The 15,141-nt window shown below is 66.3% G+C and carries 14 protein-coding genes; 7 read left to right on the top strand and 7 right to left on the bottom strand.

Annotated features, from left to right (window positions below):
* Nucleotides 1–115 precede the first annotated feature (115 nt).
* Nucleotides 116–544: an OsmC family protein gene (locus BMY90_RS00215; RefSeq protein ID WP_008209648.1), complete on the top strand. Its 429-nt coding sequence runs from the start codon at nt 116–118 to the stop codon at nt 542–544.
* 21 nt (nt 545–565) lie between these two features.
* Here BMY90_RS00215 and BMY90_RS00210 read toward each other — a convergent pair whose 3' ends face one another.
* Nucleotides 566–1,663 carry a 3-deoxy-7-phosphoheptulonate synthase gene (locus tag BMY90_RS00210; RefSeq protein WP_092700282.1) on the bottom strand — a complete coding sequence of 366 codons (1,098 nt, stop codon included), beginning with the start codon at nt 1,661–1,663 and terminating at the stop codon, nt 566–568.
* Between the two features lie 453 nt (nt 1,664–2,116).
* Between BMY90_RS00210 and BMY90_RS00205 the strand changes: the two genes are divergently transcribed.
* The 3 genes from BMY90_RS00205 (at nt 2,117) to BMY90_RS00195 (ending at nt 5,353) form a co-directional block, all read left to right on the top strand.
* Complete coding sequence (locus tag BMY90_RS00205; protein WP_092701016.1) at nt 2,117–3,991, top strand: 3'-5' exonuclease; 1,875 nt, start codon at nt 2,117–2,119, stop codon at nt 3,989–3,991.
* Nucleotides 3,992–4,083: 92 nt separating this feature from the next.
* Entirely contained in the window at nt 4,084–4,806 is a 723-nt protein-coding gene (locus tag BMY90_RS00200) for an SH3 domain-containing protein (protein ID WP_175481459.1), read from the top strand.
* 118 nt (nt 4,807–4,924) lie between these two features.
* The gene (locus BMY90_RS00195) at nt 4,925–5,353 is read left to right on the top strand and encodes an FKBP-type peptidyl-prolyl cis-trans isomerase (RefSeq protein ID WP_092700276.1); all 429 of its coding nucleotides are present in this window, start codon (nt 4,925–4,927) and stop codon (nt 5,351–5,353) included.
* A gap of 34 nt (nt 5,354–5,387) precedes the next feature.
* Here the strand turns inward: BMY90_RS00195 and BMY90_RS00190 are convergent, their stop codons facing one another.
* On the bottom strand, nt 5,388–6,950 hold the full coding sequence (locus tag BMY90_RS00190; protein ID WP_092700273.1) for a protein adenylyltransferase SelO: 1,563 nt from the start codon (nt 6,948–6,950) through the stop codon (nt 5,388–5,390).
* 91 nt (nt 6,951–7,041) lie between these two features.
* Here BMY90_RS00190 and BMY90_RS00185 point away from each other — a divergent pair, with 91 nt between their 5' ends.
* Nucleotides 7,042–7,629: a DUF1415 domain-containing protein gene (locus BMY90_RS00185; protein ID WP_092700270.1), complete on the top strand. Its 588-nt coding sequence runs from the start codon at nt 7,042–7,044 to the stop codon at nt 7,627–7,629.
* A 53-nt stretch (nt 7,630–7,682) separates the two neighbouring features.
* Nucleotides 7,683–8,012: a YkgJ family cysteine cluster protein gene (locus tag BMY90_RS00180; RefSeq protein ID WP_008209663.1), complete on the top strand. Its 330-nt coding sequence runs from the start codon at nt 7,683–7,685 to the stop codon at nt 8,010–8,012.
* Nucleotides 8,013–8,362: 350 nt separating this feature from the next.
* Here BMY90_RS00180 and BMY90_RS00175 read toward each other — a convergent pair whose 3' ends face one another.
* Genes BMY90_RS00175 through BMY90_RS00155 form a run of 5 tightly spaced genes read right to left on the bottom strand, consistent with a single transcriptional unit; the run spans nt 8,363 to nt 13,499 of the window.
* Nucleotides 8,363–9,079 (bottom strand): pseudouridine synthase, encoded by a 717-nt coding sequence (locus BMY90_RS00175; RefSeq protein ID WP_092700267.1) that lies wholly within the window; start codon nt 9,077–9,079, stop codon nt 8,363–8,365.
* The gene (locus BMY90_RS00170) at nt 9,076–10,143 is read right to left on the bottom strand and encodes a class I SAM-dependent methyltransferase (protein WP_092700264.1); all 1,068 of its coding nucleotides are present in this window, start codon (nt 10,141–10,143) and stop codon (nt 9,076–9,078) included. Before BMY90_RS00170 ends, BMY90_RS00175 begins: the two co-directional genes overlap by 4 nt.
* 55 nt (nt 10,144–10,198) lie before the next feature.
* The gene (locus tag BMY90_RS00165) at nt 10,199–10,579 is read right to left on the bottom strand and encodes a YajD family HNH nuclease (RefSeq protein ID WP_008209670.1); all 381 of its coding nucleotides are present in this window, start codon (nt 10,577–10,579) and stop codon (nt 10,199–10,201) included.
* A 30-nt stretch (nt 10,580–10,609) separates the two neighbouring features.
* Nucleotides 10,610–12,628 carry an OPT family oligopeptide transporter gene (locus BMY90_RS00160; RefSeq protein WP_092700261.1) on the bottom strand — a complete coding sequence of 673 codons (2,019 nt, stop codon included), beginning with the start codon at nt 12,626–12,628 and terminating at the stop codon, nt 10,610–10,612.
* 28 nt (nt 12,629–12,656) lie between these two features.
* The gene (locus BMY90_RS00155; RefSeq protein WP_245734809.1) at nt 12,657–13,499 is read right to left on the bottom strand and encodes a pseudouridine synthase; all 843 of its coding nucleotides are present in this window, start codon (nt 13,497–13,499) and stop codon (nt 12,657–12,659) included.
* A 254-nt stretch (nt 13,500–13,753) separates the two neighbouring features.
* On the opposite strand from BMY90_RS00155, the gene BMY90_RS00150 reads away from it, so the two are divergent.
* The gene (locus BMY90_RS00150) at nt 13,754–15,124 is read left to right on the top strand and encodes an NfeD family protein (RefSeq protein ID WP_092700256.1); all 1,371 of its coding nucleotides are present in this window, start codon (nt 13,754–13,756) and stop codon (nt 15,122–15,124) included.
* Nucleotides 15,125–15,141 lie beyond the last annotated feature (17 nt).

The following is a 15,141-nucleotide window of genomic DNA, read 5'->3' as shown; positions in this document are numbered from 1 at the left end:
GCGCAGCATACGCCCAGCCGGCGGAAAACGGGCGTGAAACCGGCATCTCGCGACGTTCGCGCGACTTGCACGCAAACCGGTCCATGCTGGCCTCCCTTGAACATGGGGCTTATCGATGATCACGCGATCCGCCACCGCCGTCTGGCAAGGCAATCTGAAGGGCGGCAAGGGCAACATTTCCACCCAGACCGGGGTGCTGCGCGACGCGCCCTACGGTTTTCGTTCCCGCTTCGAGAGCGGCCCGGGTACCAATCCGGAAGAGCTGCTGGGCGCCGCCCACGCCGGCTGCTACTCGATGGCGCTGGCACTCGGGTTGGAAAGCGCCGGGATCACGGCCGAACGGATCGAGACGCGTGCCGACGTCACACTGGAGCAGGAAACCAACGGTTTCAGCATTACCGCCATCCGCCTGACCTGCCGCGCCCGCATCCCGCGCATCGACATTGCCATGTTCGAGCAGATTGCCGAAGCGACCAAGCAGCACTGTCCGGTCTCCAAGGTATTGAACGCGCGCATCACGCTCGATGCGCGCCTCGACGGTTAGCAGAAGCGATCCGTTTTCGCCTCAACCCGCCGCCTGCAGTCGCACCGGTGCGAATCCATCCACGGCCAGCGCGCGGCGTCGGCGCACGGCTTGCGCCAACCGTTCCAGCACGCGTACGGACTCGTCCCAGCCAAGGCAGCCATCGGTGACGCTCTGGCCGTAAGCCAGCGGCTGGCCCGGCACCAGTTCCTGGCGACCGGCGTTGAGATGGCTTTCCACCATCACCCCGACGATGCGCCGCTCGCCCGCCTCGATCTGTCCGGCGATATCCGCTACCACGCGCGGCTGGTTCTCCGGCTTCTTGCTGCTGTTGGCGTGGCTGGCGTCGATCATCACATGCGGCTCCAGGCCGCTCTTGCCGATCGCGGCGCAGGCCGCATCCACGCTGGCCGCGTCGTAGTTCGGCGTCTTGCCGCCACGCAGGATCACATGGCAATCCTCGTTGCCGCTGGTGGCCGCGATGGCCGTGTGCCCGTCCTTGGTCACGGCCATGAAATGATGCGGTTGCGAGGCTGCCTGCACGGCATCCACCGCGATCTTCACGTTGCCGTCGGTGCCATTCTTGAAGCCCACCGGACAGGACAGCCCCGAGGCCAGCTCGCGATGCACCTGGCTTTCGGTGGTGCGCGCGCCGATGGCACCCCATGCCACCAGGTCGGCGATGTACTGCGGCGTGATCATGTCCAGGAACTCGCAGCCGGCCGGCAGTCCCAGTGCATTGATGTCGCACAGCAGGTTGCGCGCCAGCCGCAGACCCTTGTCGATGCGGCAACTGCCATCCAGCTCCGGATCGTTGATCAGCCCTTTCCAGCCCACCGTGGTGCGCGGCTTTTCGAAGTACACGCGCATCACGATCTCCAGTTCGCCGGCATGACGAACACGCTCGACGGCAAGGCGCGTGGCGTACTCGAATGCGGCGTGCGGATCGTGGATCGAGCATGGCCCGATGACCACGGCCAGGCGATCGTCGCGACCGTGCAGGATGTGGTGCAGCGCCTGGCGCGACTCGCTCACGGTGGCAAGCGCGTTCTCGTCGGGGGCATGCTCGCGCATCACTTGGGCGGGGGTGGGCAATTCCCTGATCTCGCGGATGCGCAGATCGTCGGTGTGGCTGGACACGGTGGACTCCTTGGGTGGTTTCCGGCGGCCAACAAAAAAGCCGCCAGGGTGACTGGCGGCTTTCTGTGGTTGTCTGTGCGATTTTCGGTTTACTGCAATCGCGCTCCACTCTCCGCCGCCGGCATCGGATAGCCATAAAACCAAAAGTAGTAGCGGGTGGAAGAGAGGATCATGTTTCTACAAATAGCACGATGCCGGGCGCGTGCAAAGTCTCGTTTGGCATGACGGCATGCAGGGATGCCCCTCCAGGCCTTACGCCCCTCTCCCGTCGGGAGAGGGGTTGGGGTGAGGGTACGGCTTCGCCGTAGCACCCCGCTCCGCCCGCACCCTCACCCGGCTTCCGCCACCCTCTCCCACAGGGAGTGGGATTCGCTCGCGAGACGATGCCGCATGATTGACAGCGCCACCGGTTCGGCTAACGTCCCGGAAGGGCATCCAGGGAAGCAATCCACGGTGGCAACACTCATTCCGACCCGCAACAGCTGCCTGCCGCGCATGACCGGCGGCGAGAAGCGTGTTTCCGAGCGACTGGAACAGAAGCTCGAGGACGACTACCTGCTGTGGTACGACGTACCGATCGGACTGAAGCAGCGTCGCCCGGACTTCGTGGTGTTCCACCCGCGCCGCGGCCTGCTGGTGCTGGAAGTGAAGGACTGGAAGGCCGAGACGATCCAGCAGGCTGACCGTACCCAGTTCACCCTGGTCACCGACCGCGGGCTGGCCAAGGAAACCAGTCCGCTGTTGCAGGCTCGCGCCTACGCGCTGGAAATCGGCGTGGTACTGGAACGCGACCCGGCCCTGCGCCACCCCGAAGGGCACCGTCATGCCGGCAAGCTGATCATGCCGTGGGCCTACGGCGTGATCCTGGCCAACATCACGCGCAAACAGTTCATCGACGGCGGGCTGGCGGCGGTGATTCCCGACCATCTGGCGATCTGCCGCGACGAGCTCTACGAGACGGCCGACGCCGAGGTATTCCAGGAACAGCTGTGGGCGATGTTCCCGCAGGTGTTTCCGGTGGCCCTGACCCTGCCGCAGATCGACCGCGTGCGCTGGCACCTGTTCCCGGAGCTGCGCGTGGAACCGGGCAGCGGCCAGTTCGGCCTGTTCGCGTCATCCGGCGAGAGCGCGTCGCGTACGCTGGCGATTCCCGACCTGGTCAAGGTGATGGACGCCCAGCAGGAACAACTGGCGCGTTCGCTGGGCGACGAGCACCGCATCATCCACGGCGTCGCCGGCTCGGGCAAGACGATGATCCTCGGCTTCCGCGCCATGCAACTGGCGCGTGCGCTGCACAAGCCGATCCTGGTGCTCTGCTACAACAAGACGCTGGCCGCGCGGCTGGAACAATTGATCGGCGAACGCGGCCTGAGCGAACGGGTGCAGGTGTACAACTTCCACAAGTGGTGCCGGAAAATGCTGGTGGCTTATCACGAGCCGCTGCCACCGGGCCACGGCAAGGCCTTCACCGACGCGTTGCCGCCGGCCGTCATCGCCGGCGTGGACAAGGGCCAGATTCCGCGCTTCCAGTACGGCGCCGTGCTGATCGACGAAGGCCACGATTTCGAGCCGGACTGGTACAAGCTGATCGTGCAGATGATCGACCCGTCCACCAACTCGCTGCTGGTGTTGTACGACGACGCGCAGAACATCTACGGCCAGGCCAGCCGCAAGAAAATCAGCTGGAAGAGCATGGGCGTGCAGGCGCAGGGGCGCACCACCATCCTCAAGCTCAACTACCGCAACACGCTGGAGATTCTTGCCGTGGCGCGTGGCTTCGCCAGCGAGCTGCTTGCCGAGCGCCCCGATGAGGACGACGGCATCCCGCTGATCGCGCCGGAAAGCGCCGGCCGGCGTGGCCCGCTGCCCGAACTGATCCGCACCGACACCGCGGCAGCCCAGCTCGACGCGCTGATCGCCCAATTGCGCGACGAACACGCGCACGGCCGTCCGTACTCCGACATGGCGGTGATCTTTCGCAACCAGTGGGAAGGCGAGAAGCTCCAGGAAGCCCTGCGCCGCGAGGACATCCCCAGCCGGCTCGCCGAGGGCAACGGCAAGAGCTCGCTGTTTGTGGTGGGCGACAGCGTGAAGCTGGTCACCATGCATTCCAGCAAGGGGCTGGAATTTCCGTTCGTCATCATTCCCGGCCTCGGCTCGCTGCCCAAGCCCGGCCAAGGCGAAGCCGATGAGGCGCGCCTGCTCTACGTGGCGATGACCCGCGCCACCGAACGGCTGGTGCTGATCCACCACGACGATTCGGTGTTCAGCAAGCGCATCCGCGATTCGATCAACGAGGTACAGGCACAGCTTGCGCCACCGGGTTGACACACCCGCCCGCCACCGTCATGGCCACGTTCAGCCATGCGGGTACAGGCTCACGCACAGGGCAACATGCCCTTGCCGCAGGAGAAGTTCCGATGAGACGACTTGCCTGGCTCGCCACGCTTCCGCTGCTGGTTCTCCCGCTCACCGTCTTGGCCGCGGATGGCTACACCACCGGCAACGTCAACCTTCGTGCCGGTCCGGATACCAGTTACCCCCGTCTGGATACCCTGCCCGCCGGCGCACCGGTGGATATCCAGGGCTGCACCAGCGGCTGGGAATGGTGCGACGTGGTTTTCCAGGGTGAACGCGGCTGGGTCGCCGGCAACTTCATCCAGTACCAGTACCAGAATCAGGACGTGCTGGTGCCGCAGTACGGTGCGCAGATCGGCATTCCCATCGTCACCTTCGTGATCCAGACCTACTGGGACAACTACTACCGCAACCGACCGTTCTACCGCGAGCGCCAGCGTTGGTACGGTCGACCGATGCCGCACCGCCCGCCGCCGCGCCCGATGTACCGGCCCGCGCCACCACACCACCACGGCATGCCTTATCGCCCGACACCGTCTGTACGCCCTTCGCGTCCATTGCCGGATCGCCACCCGCAACCCATGCCGCAACGCCCGCACGTGATGCCGCGTCCCAATCCCGGGCAGCTTGGCGGCAATTCGGGCTGGAACGGCCATGATGCAGGACGTCCGCAGGGCAACGCGCGCCCTGCGCCGACGGCCGGTCACGGCGCTCCGGGTTCGCATGGCAGGCCCACCGAGCGCGGCGAGTCCAGGCAGCACGACAAGGATCAGCACGACCACTGATTCGCAGCGTTCCCGGAGGCCGCGACCTCCGGGAACCTGCATTTCCCACCGGCGGCTCCGATCCTCCCGCGCAGGCCTGCGCTAGACTGCGCGACATTCGTCCCGGGGAAACCGCACCATGCGCCGCCTGCTCGCCCTTCTCGCCACCGCCCTGCTTGCCACGCTCATTGTCGTACCGCTGGCGGGTGCGGCCACTGACGCCCCGCAACTGGTGAAGATCGATCGCACGGTCGGCACCGGGCCGGTCGCCAATGACGGCGACGAGGTGCGCGTCAATTACACCGGCTGGCTGTACGACGCCAACGCCAAGGATCACCACGGCGCGAAGTTCGACAGCTCCTACGACAACGGCGCACCGATCAGCTTCACGCTGGGCGCGGGCCAGGTGATCGAAGGCTGGGACCAGGGCATTCGCGGCATGCATGTCGGTGGCAAGCGCACGCTGGTCATTCCGGCACGACTGGGCTACGGCAGCCGCGGTGCGGGCGACGACATCCCGCCCGGCGCCACGCTGGTGTTCGACGTGGAGCTGGTCGGCGTCGACTGAGCGCGCGTGCGCCAGGCCCCCCCTCCGGAAAGCCTTACGAGCTGCACGACAGCATCGAGCAGCCCGGTTTGTGGCGCGCCCAGTCGGGGCGCTTCTGCGCATAGGCTTCGCGCCCTGGCTGGTCGTCATACGGATGACGCATCACTTCCAGCAATTCGCTGATGCCGGCATGGTCGCCCTGGCTGGCGCGATCGATCGCCTGCTGCGCGAGGTAGTTGCGCAGCACGTAGCGAGGATTGGCGGCACGCATGCGATTACGTCGTTGACCGGAAGTGAGCGGATCGTCGGCAAGGCGCGCCGCATAGCGCTGCAGCCAGTCACCGAATGCCGCTTCGTTCGCGCGCAATTTCGCCTCGTCGTAGAACGCGTCGCGCAGCGCAGATGTCAGCATCGGCGCATTCGCGTCGAGATCGCCCAACGCGCGGAACCATAGCGTCATGTCCACCTCGGCCTGTTGCAGCAAACCATGCAGCGACTGCATCAGGGCCACGTCATCCTCGCGGCATTCGGCCAGACCCAGCTTGTCAGCCATGTTGGCGCGGTCCGCCTCGGCATAGACCGCGGCATAGCGATCCAGCCCCGCCTGCAACGGTGCGATATCGCCAAACAGCGGCGCCAACGCACCGGCGAGGCGTGACAGGTTCCACCACGCCACATCCGGCTGCTGGCCGTAGCGGTAGCGACGACGCTGCGCATCGGTGGTGTTCGGCGTCCAGTCCGGGTCGAAGTTGTCGACCCAGCCGTAGGGGCCGTAGTCGAGCGTGAGACCGGTGATCGACATGTTGTCGGTGTTCATCACGCCATGCACGAAGCCCACGCGCATCCATTGCGCCACCAGTTGCGCGGTGCGCGCGCAGACCTCGCCGAACCAGTCGGCATGCAGCGATTCGCCCTGCCCGGTCAGATGCGGAAAATCGCGACGGAGGGTGAACTCCACCAGCGAACGCAGCAACGGGACGTCGTTGCGCGAAGCAGGCAACTCGAAATGCCCGAAACGGATGAACGACGGCGCGGCGCGACAGACGATGGCGCCGGGCTCGTCCTGTACGTGGCCGTCGTAGAACATGTCGCGCAACACCGGTTCACCGGTCCCCACCAGGCACAGCGCGCGCGTGGTGGGAATGCCCAGGTGATGCATCGCCTCGCTGCACAGGAATTCGCGGATCGACGAGCGCAACACCGCGCGGCCGTCCGCGCCGCGCGAATACGGCGTGGCGCCGGCGCCCTTGAGCTGCAGCTCCCAACGTTCGCCGGCGGCACTGATGGTTTCGCCCAGCGAGATCGCCCGACCATCACCAAGCTGCCCCGCCCACACGCCGAACTGATGGCCGCCGTAATTCGCCGCCCAGGGCTGCATGCCGTCGAGCAAGGCATTGCCGCCGAACACCTGCGCGAACGTCTCGCTGGCGACATCCGCCTCACTGAATCCAAGCGCGGAGGCCATTTCCGCCGAATGCGCAAGCACCCGTGGCGCCGCCACCGGCGTCGGTTCCACCCGCGAATACAGCGCACCTGCCACCTGGCGCAGGCGCGGCCCGGTTTCCGGATCGCCGGGCAGCTCGCGAAGGTAAGCGTTGTCGAAACGAAGCGTATGCATGCTGGCAAGTTTGAGGCACGCCGCCCCACATGCAAGCGCAGCGGATGCAAGCTGCCGCTATAGTCTCAGCCCCCATCCCGGCCACATGCCCATGAACAGCCCCAGCGACGCCATCACCGCCGGCCTGACCCCGGCCGACGCACCCTACATCGAGGCGACCCGCCGCTGGGTGGAACGCGCGGTACTCGGCCTCAACCTGTGCCCGTTCGCGCATGCGCCGTTTGCCCAGCAGAAAATCCGTTACGCGGTCAGCCATGCGCGCGACAGCGACGGCCTGCTCGATGACCTGTGCGGCGAACTGCAAAGCCTGGCCGCGGCCGACCCCAACGACTGCGAAACCACCTTGCTGGTCCATCCGCACGTATTCGGCGATTTCTTCGAGTACAACGACTTCCTCGACGTGGCCGATGCCGCCGTGCAGACCTTGTCGCTGGAAGGCGTGCTGCAGGTGGCCAGCTTCCATCCGGACTACCAGTTTGCCGACAGCGCGCCGGACGACATCGAGAACTTCAGCAATCGCGCCCCTTATCCCACCCTGCACCTGCTGCGCGAAGCCAGCGTGGAACGTGCCGTGGACGCGATGAGCGACCCCGATGCGATCTATCGACACAACATCGATACCTTGCGCAAGCTCGGTCGCGAAGGCTGGGAAAAACTCTGGAGCGATGCCCCGAAGTGAACCGCGGCCCGCGTGGTTCAGGGTTCGCACGACGATAGCTGTCATGCTGTCGCGTGGACATCTCCCCCGACCCTTACGCCGAAAGCATCGATCCCGGCGTGCAATGCTCGAATTGCGAAGCCGTCTGCTGCCGCCTCACCGTGGTGCTGATGCCGGAAGACCATGTCCCCGACTGGCTGGTCGAGCATGACATTCGCGGCCTGGAAACACTGGCCAAGGGCGACGATGGCTGGTGCGCCGCACTGGACCCGAACACGTTCCGCTGCACCATCTACGACGAGCGACCGGCCATTTGTCGCAAATACGCCATGGGCAGCCCCAGTTGCCGCGACGAGCGGCGCAAATGGCGCCAGGTTCCCACGCCGATCATGCTGACCTCGTAGTCATTCTTGCCACTCTTTTTTCAAGGCAAAGTCAACTAGGAAAAATGATTACTTGATCACACCCCGGGGTGATTTGCTACAGTCCAGCCACGGCGGCACAGGGGCTGCCCGGAGCAACTCACATGCATACGCTTCATGCCCGTTCTCCGCTCGCGCGGGGGATGCACATGGTGGCAGGGATGCTCTCCTTCTTCACGGCCCGGAAAGCCTTGGTACACACATCAGTCCGGCCGCCCAGGCACGACTTCCAGCTGGTTTCCTGGTCCTCTGGCGCGCATTCGCGTCGCGAGGATGAGCTGGCCCGAAGTCGCCTGCTTCGACCCGACCAGGAGTCGCTCCGGGGCGTGCGCTCAGCTTCCGGCTGACGCAGCGGCAAAGATCCGCTCAATCTCGGTTGGTACCAGCGCCCGCCACATGCCGGCAGGCATGTCGTCCATGGCCAGACCACCCACCGATACGCGGCACAAGGTTTCCACCCGGTTGCCGGTGGCGGCGAACATGCGCCGCACCTGGTGATAACGACCTTCGGTGACGCTGAGACGCACCTGTCGCGGCGCCAGCACCTCCAGGCGGGCCGGTGCCAGCGGCGTGGTTTCCGACTCCAGCATCAGCGTGCCGCTGGCGAACAGCTCACCCTCGTCGCCGCGCAAGTCCTCGGCCAGCGTTGCCTCGTAGACCTTGCTGACCTGCGCCTTCGGCGAAATGATCCGGTGCAACAACGCGCCATCGTCGGTGAACAGCAACAGGCCCGAGGTGTCGCGGTCCAGCCGGCCCACCGTGGACAAGGCCGGATCACGCTGGCGATAGCGTAGCGGCAACAAGTCGTAGACCACGCGCCCCTGGTCCTTGCGCGAACAGGTCACGCCCAGCGGCTTGTGCATCATCAGCACCAGTCCCGTCGGCGGGTCCAGTGGCTCGCCGTCGACGAGGATGCGCTCGTGCGGCAGTTTGTCGTCGGCATACAGCACCTCGCCGTCGACATCGGTGACGCGACCTTCGCGAAACATCCAGGCCACGTCCCTGCGGCTGCCATAGCCGAGATTGGCGAGCAGTCTGACCAGCTTCATGTACGCACTCCACTCGCTTCGATGATCTTGAATCCCGCCTGCACCGTCACTGCACGCACGATGCCGAAGCGTTCGGCCAGCGTCGCTTCGTACGGCAGGTGCCGGTTCGCCACCAGCCACAGCCGGCCGTGCGGCAGCAAGGCATCCGCCGCCGCGCCGATGAAAGCGCGGCCAAGATCGGGCAAATCCGCGCGCCCCTGGTGGAATGGCGGGTTGCTGACAATGGCGTCGTAGCGCTGTGGCAGGCCACGCGTGACATCGTGCCAGTGCGTTGCCACGGCGATCTCGCGGCCGCAATCGGCAACCGCCTTCGCCAAGTTCATCCGCGCCGGTTCCAGCGCCCGTGCCTCGGCCTCGTACAGGTCAAGCGCCGTCACCCGGGGGCAACGCGCCACCACTTGCGTGGACAGGTAACCGTAACCGGCACCGAGATCGGCGACGCGACCGTGCAAGTCATCCGGCAGGTGTTCGGCCAGCAGGGCGGACGCGGCATCGATGCGATTCCATGCGAACAGGCCCGGCCTGCTGACCAGCCCGGGCGCAATCTCGCGCGGCGCGTCCAGTGCCAGCCATTCGTCCCGCACGGCCACGTCGACCGGTGCGCCCGGCTTCGTCCAGAACACCCGGCACTTGTGCTTGGATACGCTGCGCAGCGGCCCGGCCAGTCGCATCAGGTCGCCCTCGGCCGATTTCGCTCCCTCGGCGTTCGGTACGCAGGCCAGCACCACACCGCCCGGCGCTACATGCTGCAGCGCTTGCGCGAACAGTGCACGCATCTCGTCGCGCTGGCGCGGCGGCAGCACCAGCACCAGCGGAAAGCGTTCATCGGTAGCCACCTCGCCCACGTTCAAGCCACTGCGTTGCAAGGCCTCGGCAAATGGCTTGAAACCCTGCACGCACAGCCAACCCGGCCGCGCCAGCTCGCGCAAGCGAAAGCCGTCGCGCGCACGCAGGAAGAGCACGCGACCATCCTCTGGCCAGCGCAGCTCGCCGGAGGCGAAGGGCACGAACAAGGCATCCAGGGCCACATCGGGCGCGGGCGCGGAAAAACCGGCAGGGATCACGGCGAGGTTCGAATGGAAAACGGGCCGTTATTGTACGTGCCCACGCTCCTGGCGTTCAGCGCTTGCCCTTGGCGTCCAGCATCGCCTTCAGGTCCGCGAACGGATTGCCGGTGGCGGGCGCGGGCGTCGCGTCCTCGTAACCGGCACCACGCACGTGGTCGATGTAGCGCGAATGCTCGTTGTCATGGCAGTACACGCACAGCAGTTCCCAGTTGCTGCCATCAGCCGGGTTGTCATCGTGGTTATGGTTGCGGTGGTGCACGGTCAATTCCTGCACGTTCGCGCGGGTGAACTCCCGCGCACAGCGGCCGCATATCCACGGGTACATCTTCAGCGCGCGCTCGCGATAGCCCAGCTCACGCTGTTCGGCGGCGCGACGCGCCTCGGCCACGATGCGGTCGAGGCGGTCGTTGTCCAGCTTGCCTGGCGTGGCCATGGCTTTATCTCGGCAATTCGATGGCGGCGATTATGCCGCGCCACGCCCCATCCGGGCGATCCAGCGATACAGGATCACCACGGTAGCCACGAACGCGATGCCGCCGATCCAGATCCCCGCGGTGTGGAAGCTTTCGCCGACCAGCGCCAGCGGCGCGTCGTGGTTGCTGAAGCCGAGCTTGTCGGAGAACGCCACCAGCGCCGCCACGATCACGCCGAGCAGGCTCTCGCCCACGATCAGGCCCGAAGCCAGCAGCACGCCGAGTTGTTTGGTCGGCTCGGGATTCGGGCCACGCTCGGCACGCTTGTCGAACCACGCGCCGACCAGCGCACCGACCACCACCATCAGCGTGGTCGAGGTTGGCAGGTAGATGCCCAAGCCCACGGCCAGCGGCGGCAGTCGCACCGTCTTGCCGGCCAGGCCAAGCAGTTCGTCCACCACGATGATCGCCACCCCGATGGCGGCGCCGATGCCGATCAGGCTCCAGTCGATGTTGCCGGTGATCACGCCCTGCGCCAGCGCCGAAATCAGGCCGGCCTGCGGTGCCGGCAAGGCACGTGCCGGATCCACGCCTGGCGCACCGAGGAAGCCATAGGCCTGGTTCAGCAGGTCGAGCACCGGCGGAATCACGATCGCACCGGCGATCACGCCGATCACCAGCGCCCACTGCTGCAGTGACGGCGTGGCGTCGACCAGCTGGCCGGTCTTGAGGTCCTGCAGGTTGTTGTTGGCGATCGAGGCGACTGCGAACACGATCGAGGTGATGAACAGCGCGAACGCCACCAGCGCCTTGCCCGCATCGGCCGGCATCAGCGACTTCACCCCCAGCACCAGCAACAGTGCGGCGATGATGACGACCAGAATGCCCACGCCCGACAGCGGACTGTTGGACGAACCGATCAGGCCGGCCATGTAGCCGCACACGGCCGAAACCAGGAAGCTGAGGATCACCACGAAGATGATGCCGCCGGTGACCAGCAACGCCGTGTGCGAACCCAGCCCGCTGACGTTGCTGAAATGCCCGAGCAGCCAGCCCACCGGAATCAGGCACAACAGGGTGATCAGGCCGACCATGCCAATCGGCATGTCATGTTCGGTACGCGGCAAGGTATGCAACTGGCCGCTCTTGCGCGCACGCGAGGCGCGCATCGCGCCGGTGAGGCCGCTGATCACCGGCTTCACCAGCTTGGCCAGCGTCCAGATGGCCGCCACGCCGATGGTGCCGGCGCCGACGAAGCGCACGTAGTGGCTCCACGCGCCCTGCGCCACTTCCGAGGCCAGCCCGCTGGCCGGATGCAGCAGCAGAAAGTGCGGCACCGCCCAGCCCCAGCCGATCAACGCCCCCACCAGCATAGCCACGCCCACCCACAGGCCAACCAGATGGCCTACGGCGAACAGCGCGAACGAAAGGCTGAAATCAAAACCGGTGGCTGCGCTCTTGTCGCTGCCCACATGGAAATAGTCCGACACCGCCGTGGCGAACACCCGGGTCTGCACGATCACGTAGAACACCGCCGAAACCACCGCGCCGGCGATCACCGCCTTCAGCCCGGAACCGCCGGACTCCACCGATTCGGCGGCCTCCTGCGAACTGCTCGAACCGACTTTCAGCACCTCCGCGCAGGCCACACCTTCGGGATACGGCAGGTCCGAATCGGTGACCAGCGCACGACGCAGCGGAATCGTGTACATCACACCCAGGATGCCGCCGGTGGCGCAGATGCCGAACGAGATCCAGAACGGGAAGCCGTTCCACCAGCCGATGATGATCAGGCCCGGCAGCACGAAGATGATCGACGACAACGTGCCGGCGGCCGAGGCCACCGTCTGCACGATGTTGTTCTCCTGCATGGTGGAGTTCTTCATCGACCGCAGGATCGCCATCGAGATCACCGCCGCCGGGATCGAGGTGGCGAAGGTGAGGCCGGCCTTGAGGCCGAAGAACACGTTGGCCGCGGTGAACACCACGGTGATCACGATGCCGATGACCAGCCCACGGATGGTCAGCTCGGAGCGCGATTCCGCGCCGGGTTGGAGAGGTGTGTTCACGGACGAAGCTCCCTGGCAGATTCGGGCGTCAAGATACCGTGGAATGGGGTGTCGGTGGTGATCCCAGCGCCTGCGCGCTCTCGAAGCGCCGCTGGCCGCCTGTCAGCGGATCGTCGAATGCCAGCGCCTGCGCCAGCAATTGCAACGGGCGCGCATGATCGTCGGGCGCTTCCTCCCGCAAGACCGGATACAGCGGATCGTGCCGGATCGGCGCCCCCAGCGCCGCCATCTGCACCCGTAGCTGGTGCTTGCGACCGCTGTGCGGATACAGCGCGTAACGCCAGTCGCCCTCACCCCGCGCCAGCACCTCGATGCGCGTCTCGCTGTTGGCCGGGCCATCGCTCTCGCGCATGCGAAAGAACGGCTCGCCCGCGACGATGCACGAGCGCCGAACCAGCGGAAACGCCTGCCCGGGCAACGGGGGTGCCAGCGCCTCGTAGCGCTTTTCGATCGCCCGCTCGCGGAACAGCGCCTGGTACGCCGCCCGGCTATCCGGACGCGTGGAAAACAGCACCAGCCCCGCAGTAAGCCGATCGATGCGATGCAATGGCACCAGGTCCGCGTTGCCGGTGCACTTCACCAATCGCGCCAGCAAGGTCTCCTCCACGAAACGCCCCGCCGGAGTCACCGGCAGGAAATGCGGCTTGTCGGCTACCAGCAGGTGCTGGTCGAGATACAGGATGGTTTCCGCGAACGGGATCGGCTCTTCGTCCGCTACCTCGCGCCAATAGCGAATGCACAGGCCGGCGCGATACGGCGTGGCAGGCGTGATCGGCTGGCCCGCATCGTCCAGCACGCATCCGCGCGCCATGCGGTCCAGCCATTGCACGCGGCCGACCGTCGCGAAATGCGCGCACAGGCAATCGAGCACGCTCTCCCACGTACCGGGAGGCAAGTGAACGGTACTGGCGGCGATATCCGGCACGACAACCCTCGGCTGCACAAGCTTCGAATTCTAGCCGCACACGCCCATGGCCAGCGTTGCATGACTTCCCGGCCGGAAAGACGGTGGCGTCCGAGAACCTGCTAGACATCCACGCAACACGCCCCGGTGCATACTGCGCGGGTGCTGTCGTAAGGGAGGCATGCGCGATGTCACGAGGATCATGGACTTCTTGCAGTGCCATGGCTTGCCTGCTGCTGGCGTTGACGGCTTTCGCCGCCGATACCCCGACACTTGCGCAACCGGCCCCGGCCTTTGCCGCGCGGATCGATCTTCGCGGTCCGATCGGACCGGCCGCCACGGAATACGTGGATGGCACGATCCAGCGCGCCACGACGGATGGTGCCAGTGCCATCGTGCTGCAGATGGACACGCCCGGCGGCCTGTCGGCATCGATGCGGCAGATCATTGCCGGCATCCTGGCCGCGCGAGTGCCGATTCTCTGCTATGTCGCCCCGCCCGGTGCCCGCGCCGCCTCGGCCGGCACCTACATTCTGTACGCCTGCCCCATCGCGGCGATGGCCCCGGCCACGCACCTCGGCGCCGCCACGCCGGTCAGCCTCGGCGGCGGCACGCGCATGCCCGCGCTTCCGGCCAGGGCCGCATCGACCCCGGCCGGCGCATCGACTACCGGGCCCGCAGCCGTCAAACCAGCACAGCAACCGCGCGACGCCGAATCCGACAAAGTGCTCAACGACGCGATTGCCTATATCCGCTCGCTGGCGCAGTTGCGCGGACGCAATGCCACGTGGGCCGAACAGGCCGTGCGCGGCGCGGCCACCTTGACCGCCAGTGAGGCCGCCCACCAGCACGTGATCGATTTCGTCGCTGCCGACATCCCGTCGCTGCTGGCCCAGGCGAACGGGCGCCGCGTGCAGGTCGGCGACCAGCTCGTGACGCTGAAGCTGCACGACTTGGCACTGCGCGATTACCCACCCGACGGGCGCGCCCGCTTCCTTGCCATCATCACCAATCCCACCATTGCCTACGTCCTGCTGCTGGCCGGCATCTACGGGCTGATCCTGGAAGCCTTCCACCCCGGCACGTTGCTGCCGGGTATCGCGGGTGGCATCTGCCTGCTCATCGGTTTGTACGCACTGCAATTGTTGCCGGTGAACTACGCCGGGCTCGCGCTGATGACCCTCGGCATCGCCTTGCTGCTGGCCGAGGTCTTCGTGCCGACGGCGGGCGTACTCGGCATCGGCGGCGTCATCGCGTTCGTGCTGGGGTCGGTCATGCTGTTCCGCAGCGGCGTACCGGGCTATGGCGTGAATCTCGGCGTGATCGCCGGCATCGCATTCTGCGCCGTCGTGTTGCTGGCGCTGCTGCTGCGGCTGGTGATGCGGGCGCGACGCGTCCGCCCATCCAGCGGCATCGATGCCATGCTGCAAGCCACCGGTGAACTGCTGCAGCCGGTATCGGCAGGCGGTGAAAGCTGGGTACTCATTGCCGGCGAACGCTGGCGGGTGCAATGCGAGGCGGCGCTTCCCGCCGGTGCGCGCGTGCGCGTGGTCAGCCGTCACAACCTGCTGTTGCAGGTGACACCGGCGTAACTCAAGCCAGGGAGAAG

It is taken from the genome of Rhodanobacter glycinis, from assembly GCF_900114325.1.
In the GTDB taxonomy this organism is placed as follows: domain Bacteria; phylum Pseudomonadota; class Gammaproteobacteria; order Xanthomonadales; family Rhodanobacteraceae; genus Rhodanobacter_A; species Rhodanobacter_A glycinis.
The sequence above is the reverse complement of the archived record's forward strand: the minus strand, read 5'-3'. Positions and strand labels throughout refer to the sequence as shown.

What these genes read in the sequence shown, in the direction of transcription:
- BMY90_RS00215 (WP_008209648.1), top strand. Translation starts at nt 116, where the DNA reads ATGATCACGCGATCCGCCACCGCCGTCTGGCAAGGCAATCTGAAGGGC.
- BMY90_RS00200 (WP_175481459.1), top strand. Translation starts at nt 4,084, where the DNA reads ATGAGACGACTTGCCTGGCTCGCCACGCTTCCGCTGCTGGTTCTCCCG.
- BMY90_RS00195 (WP_092700276.1), top strand. Translation starts at nt 4,925, where the DNA reads ATGCGCCGCCTGCTCGCCCTTCTCGCCACCGCCCTGCTTGCCACGCTC.
- BMY90_RS00190 (WP_092700273.1), bottom strand. Translation starts at nt 6,950, where the DNA reads ATGCATACGCTTCGTTTCGACAACGCTTACCTTCGCGAGCTGCCCGGC.
- BMY90_RS00185 (WP_092700270.1), top strand. Translation starts at nt 7,042, where the DNA reads ATGAACAGCCCCAGCGACGCCATCACCGCCGGCCTGACCCCGGCCGAC.
- BMY90_RS00175 (WP_092700267.1), bottom strand. Translation starts at nt 9,079, where the DNA reads ATGAAGCTGGTCAGACTGCTCGCCAATCTCGGCTATGGCAGCCGCAGG.
- BMY90_RS00165 (WP_008209670.1), bottom strand. Translation starts at nt 10,579, where the DNA reads ATGGCCACGCCAGGCAAGCTGGACAACGACCGCCTCGACCGCATCGTG.
- BMY90_RS00150 (WP_092700256.1), top strand. Translation starts at nt 13,754, where the DNA reads ATGGCTTGCCTGCTGCTGGCGTTGACGGCTTTCGCCGCCGATACCCCG.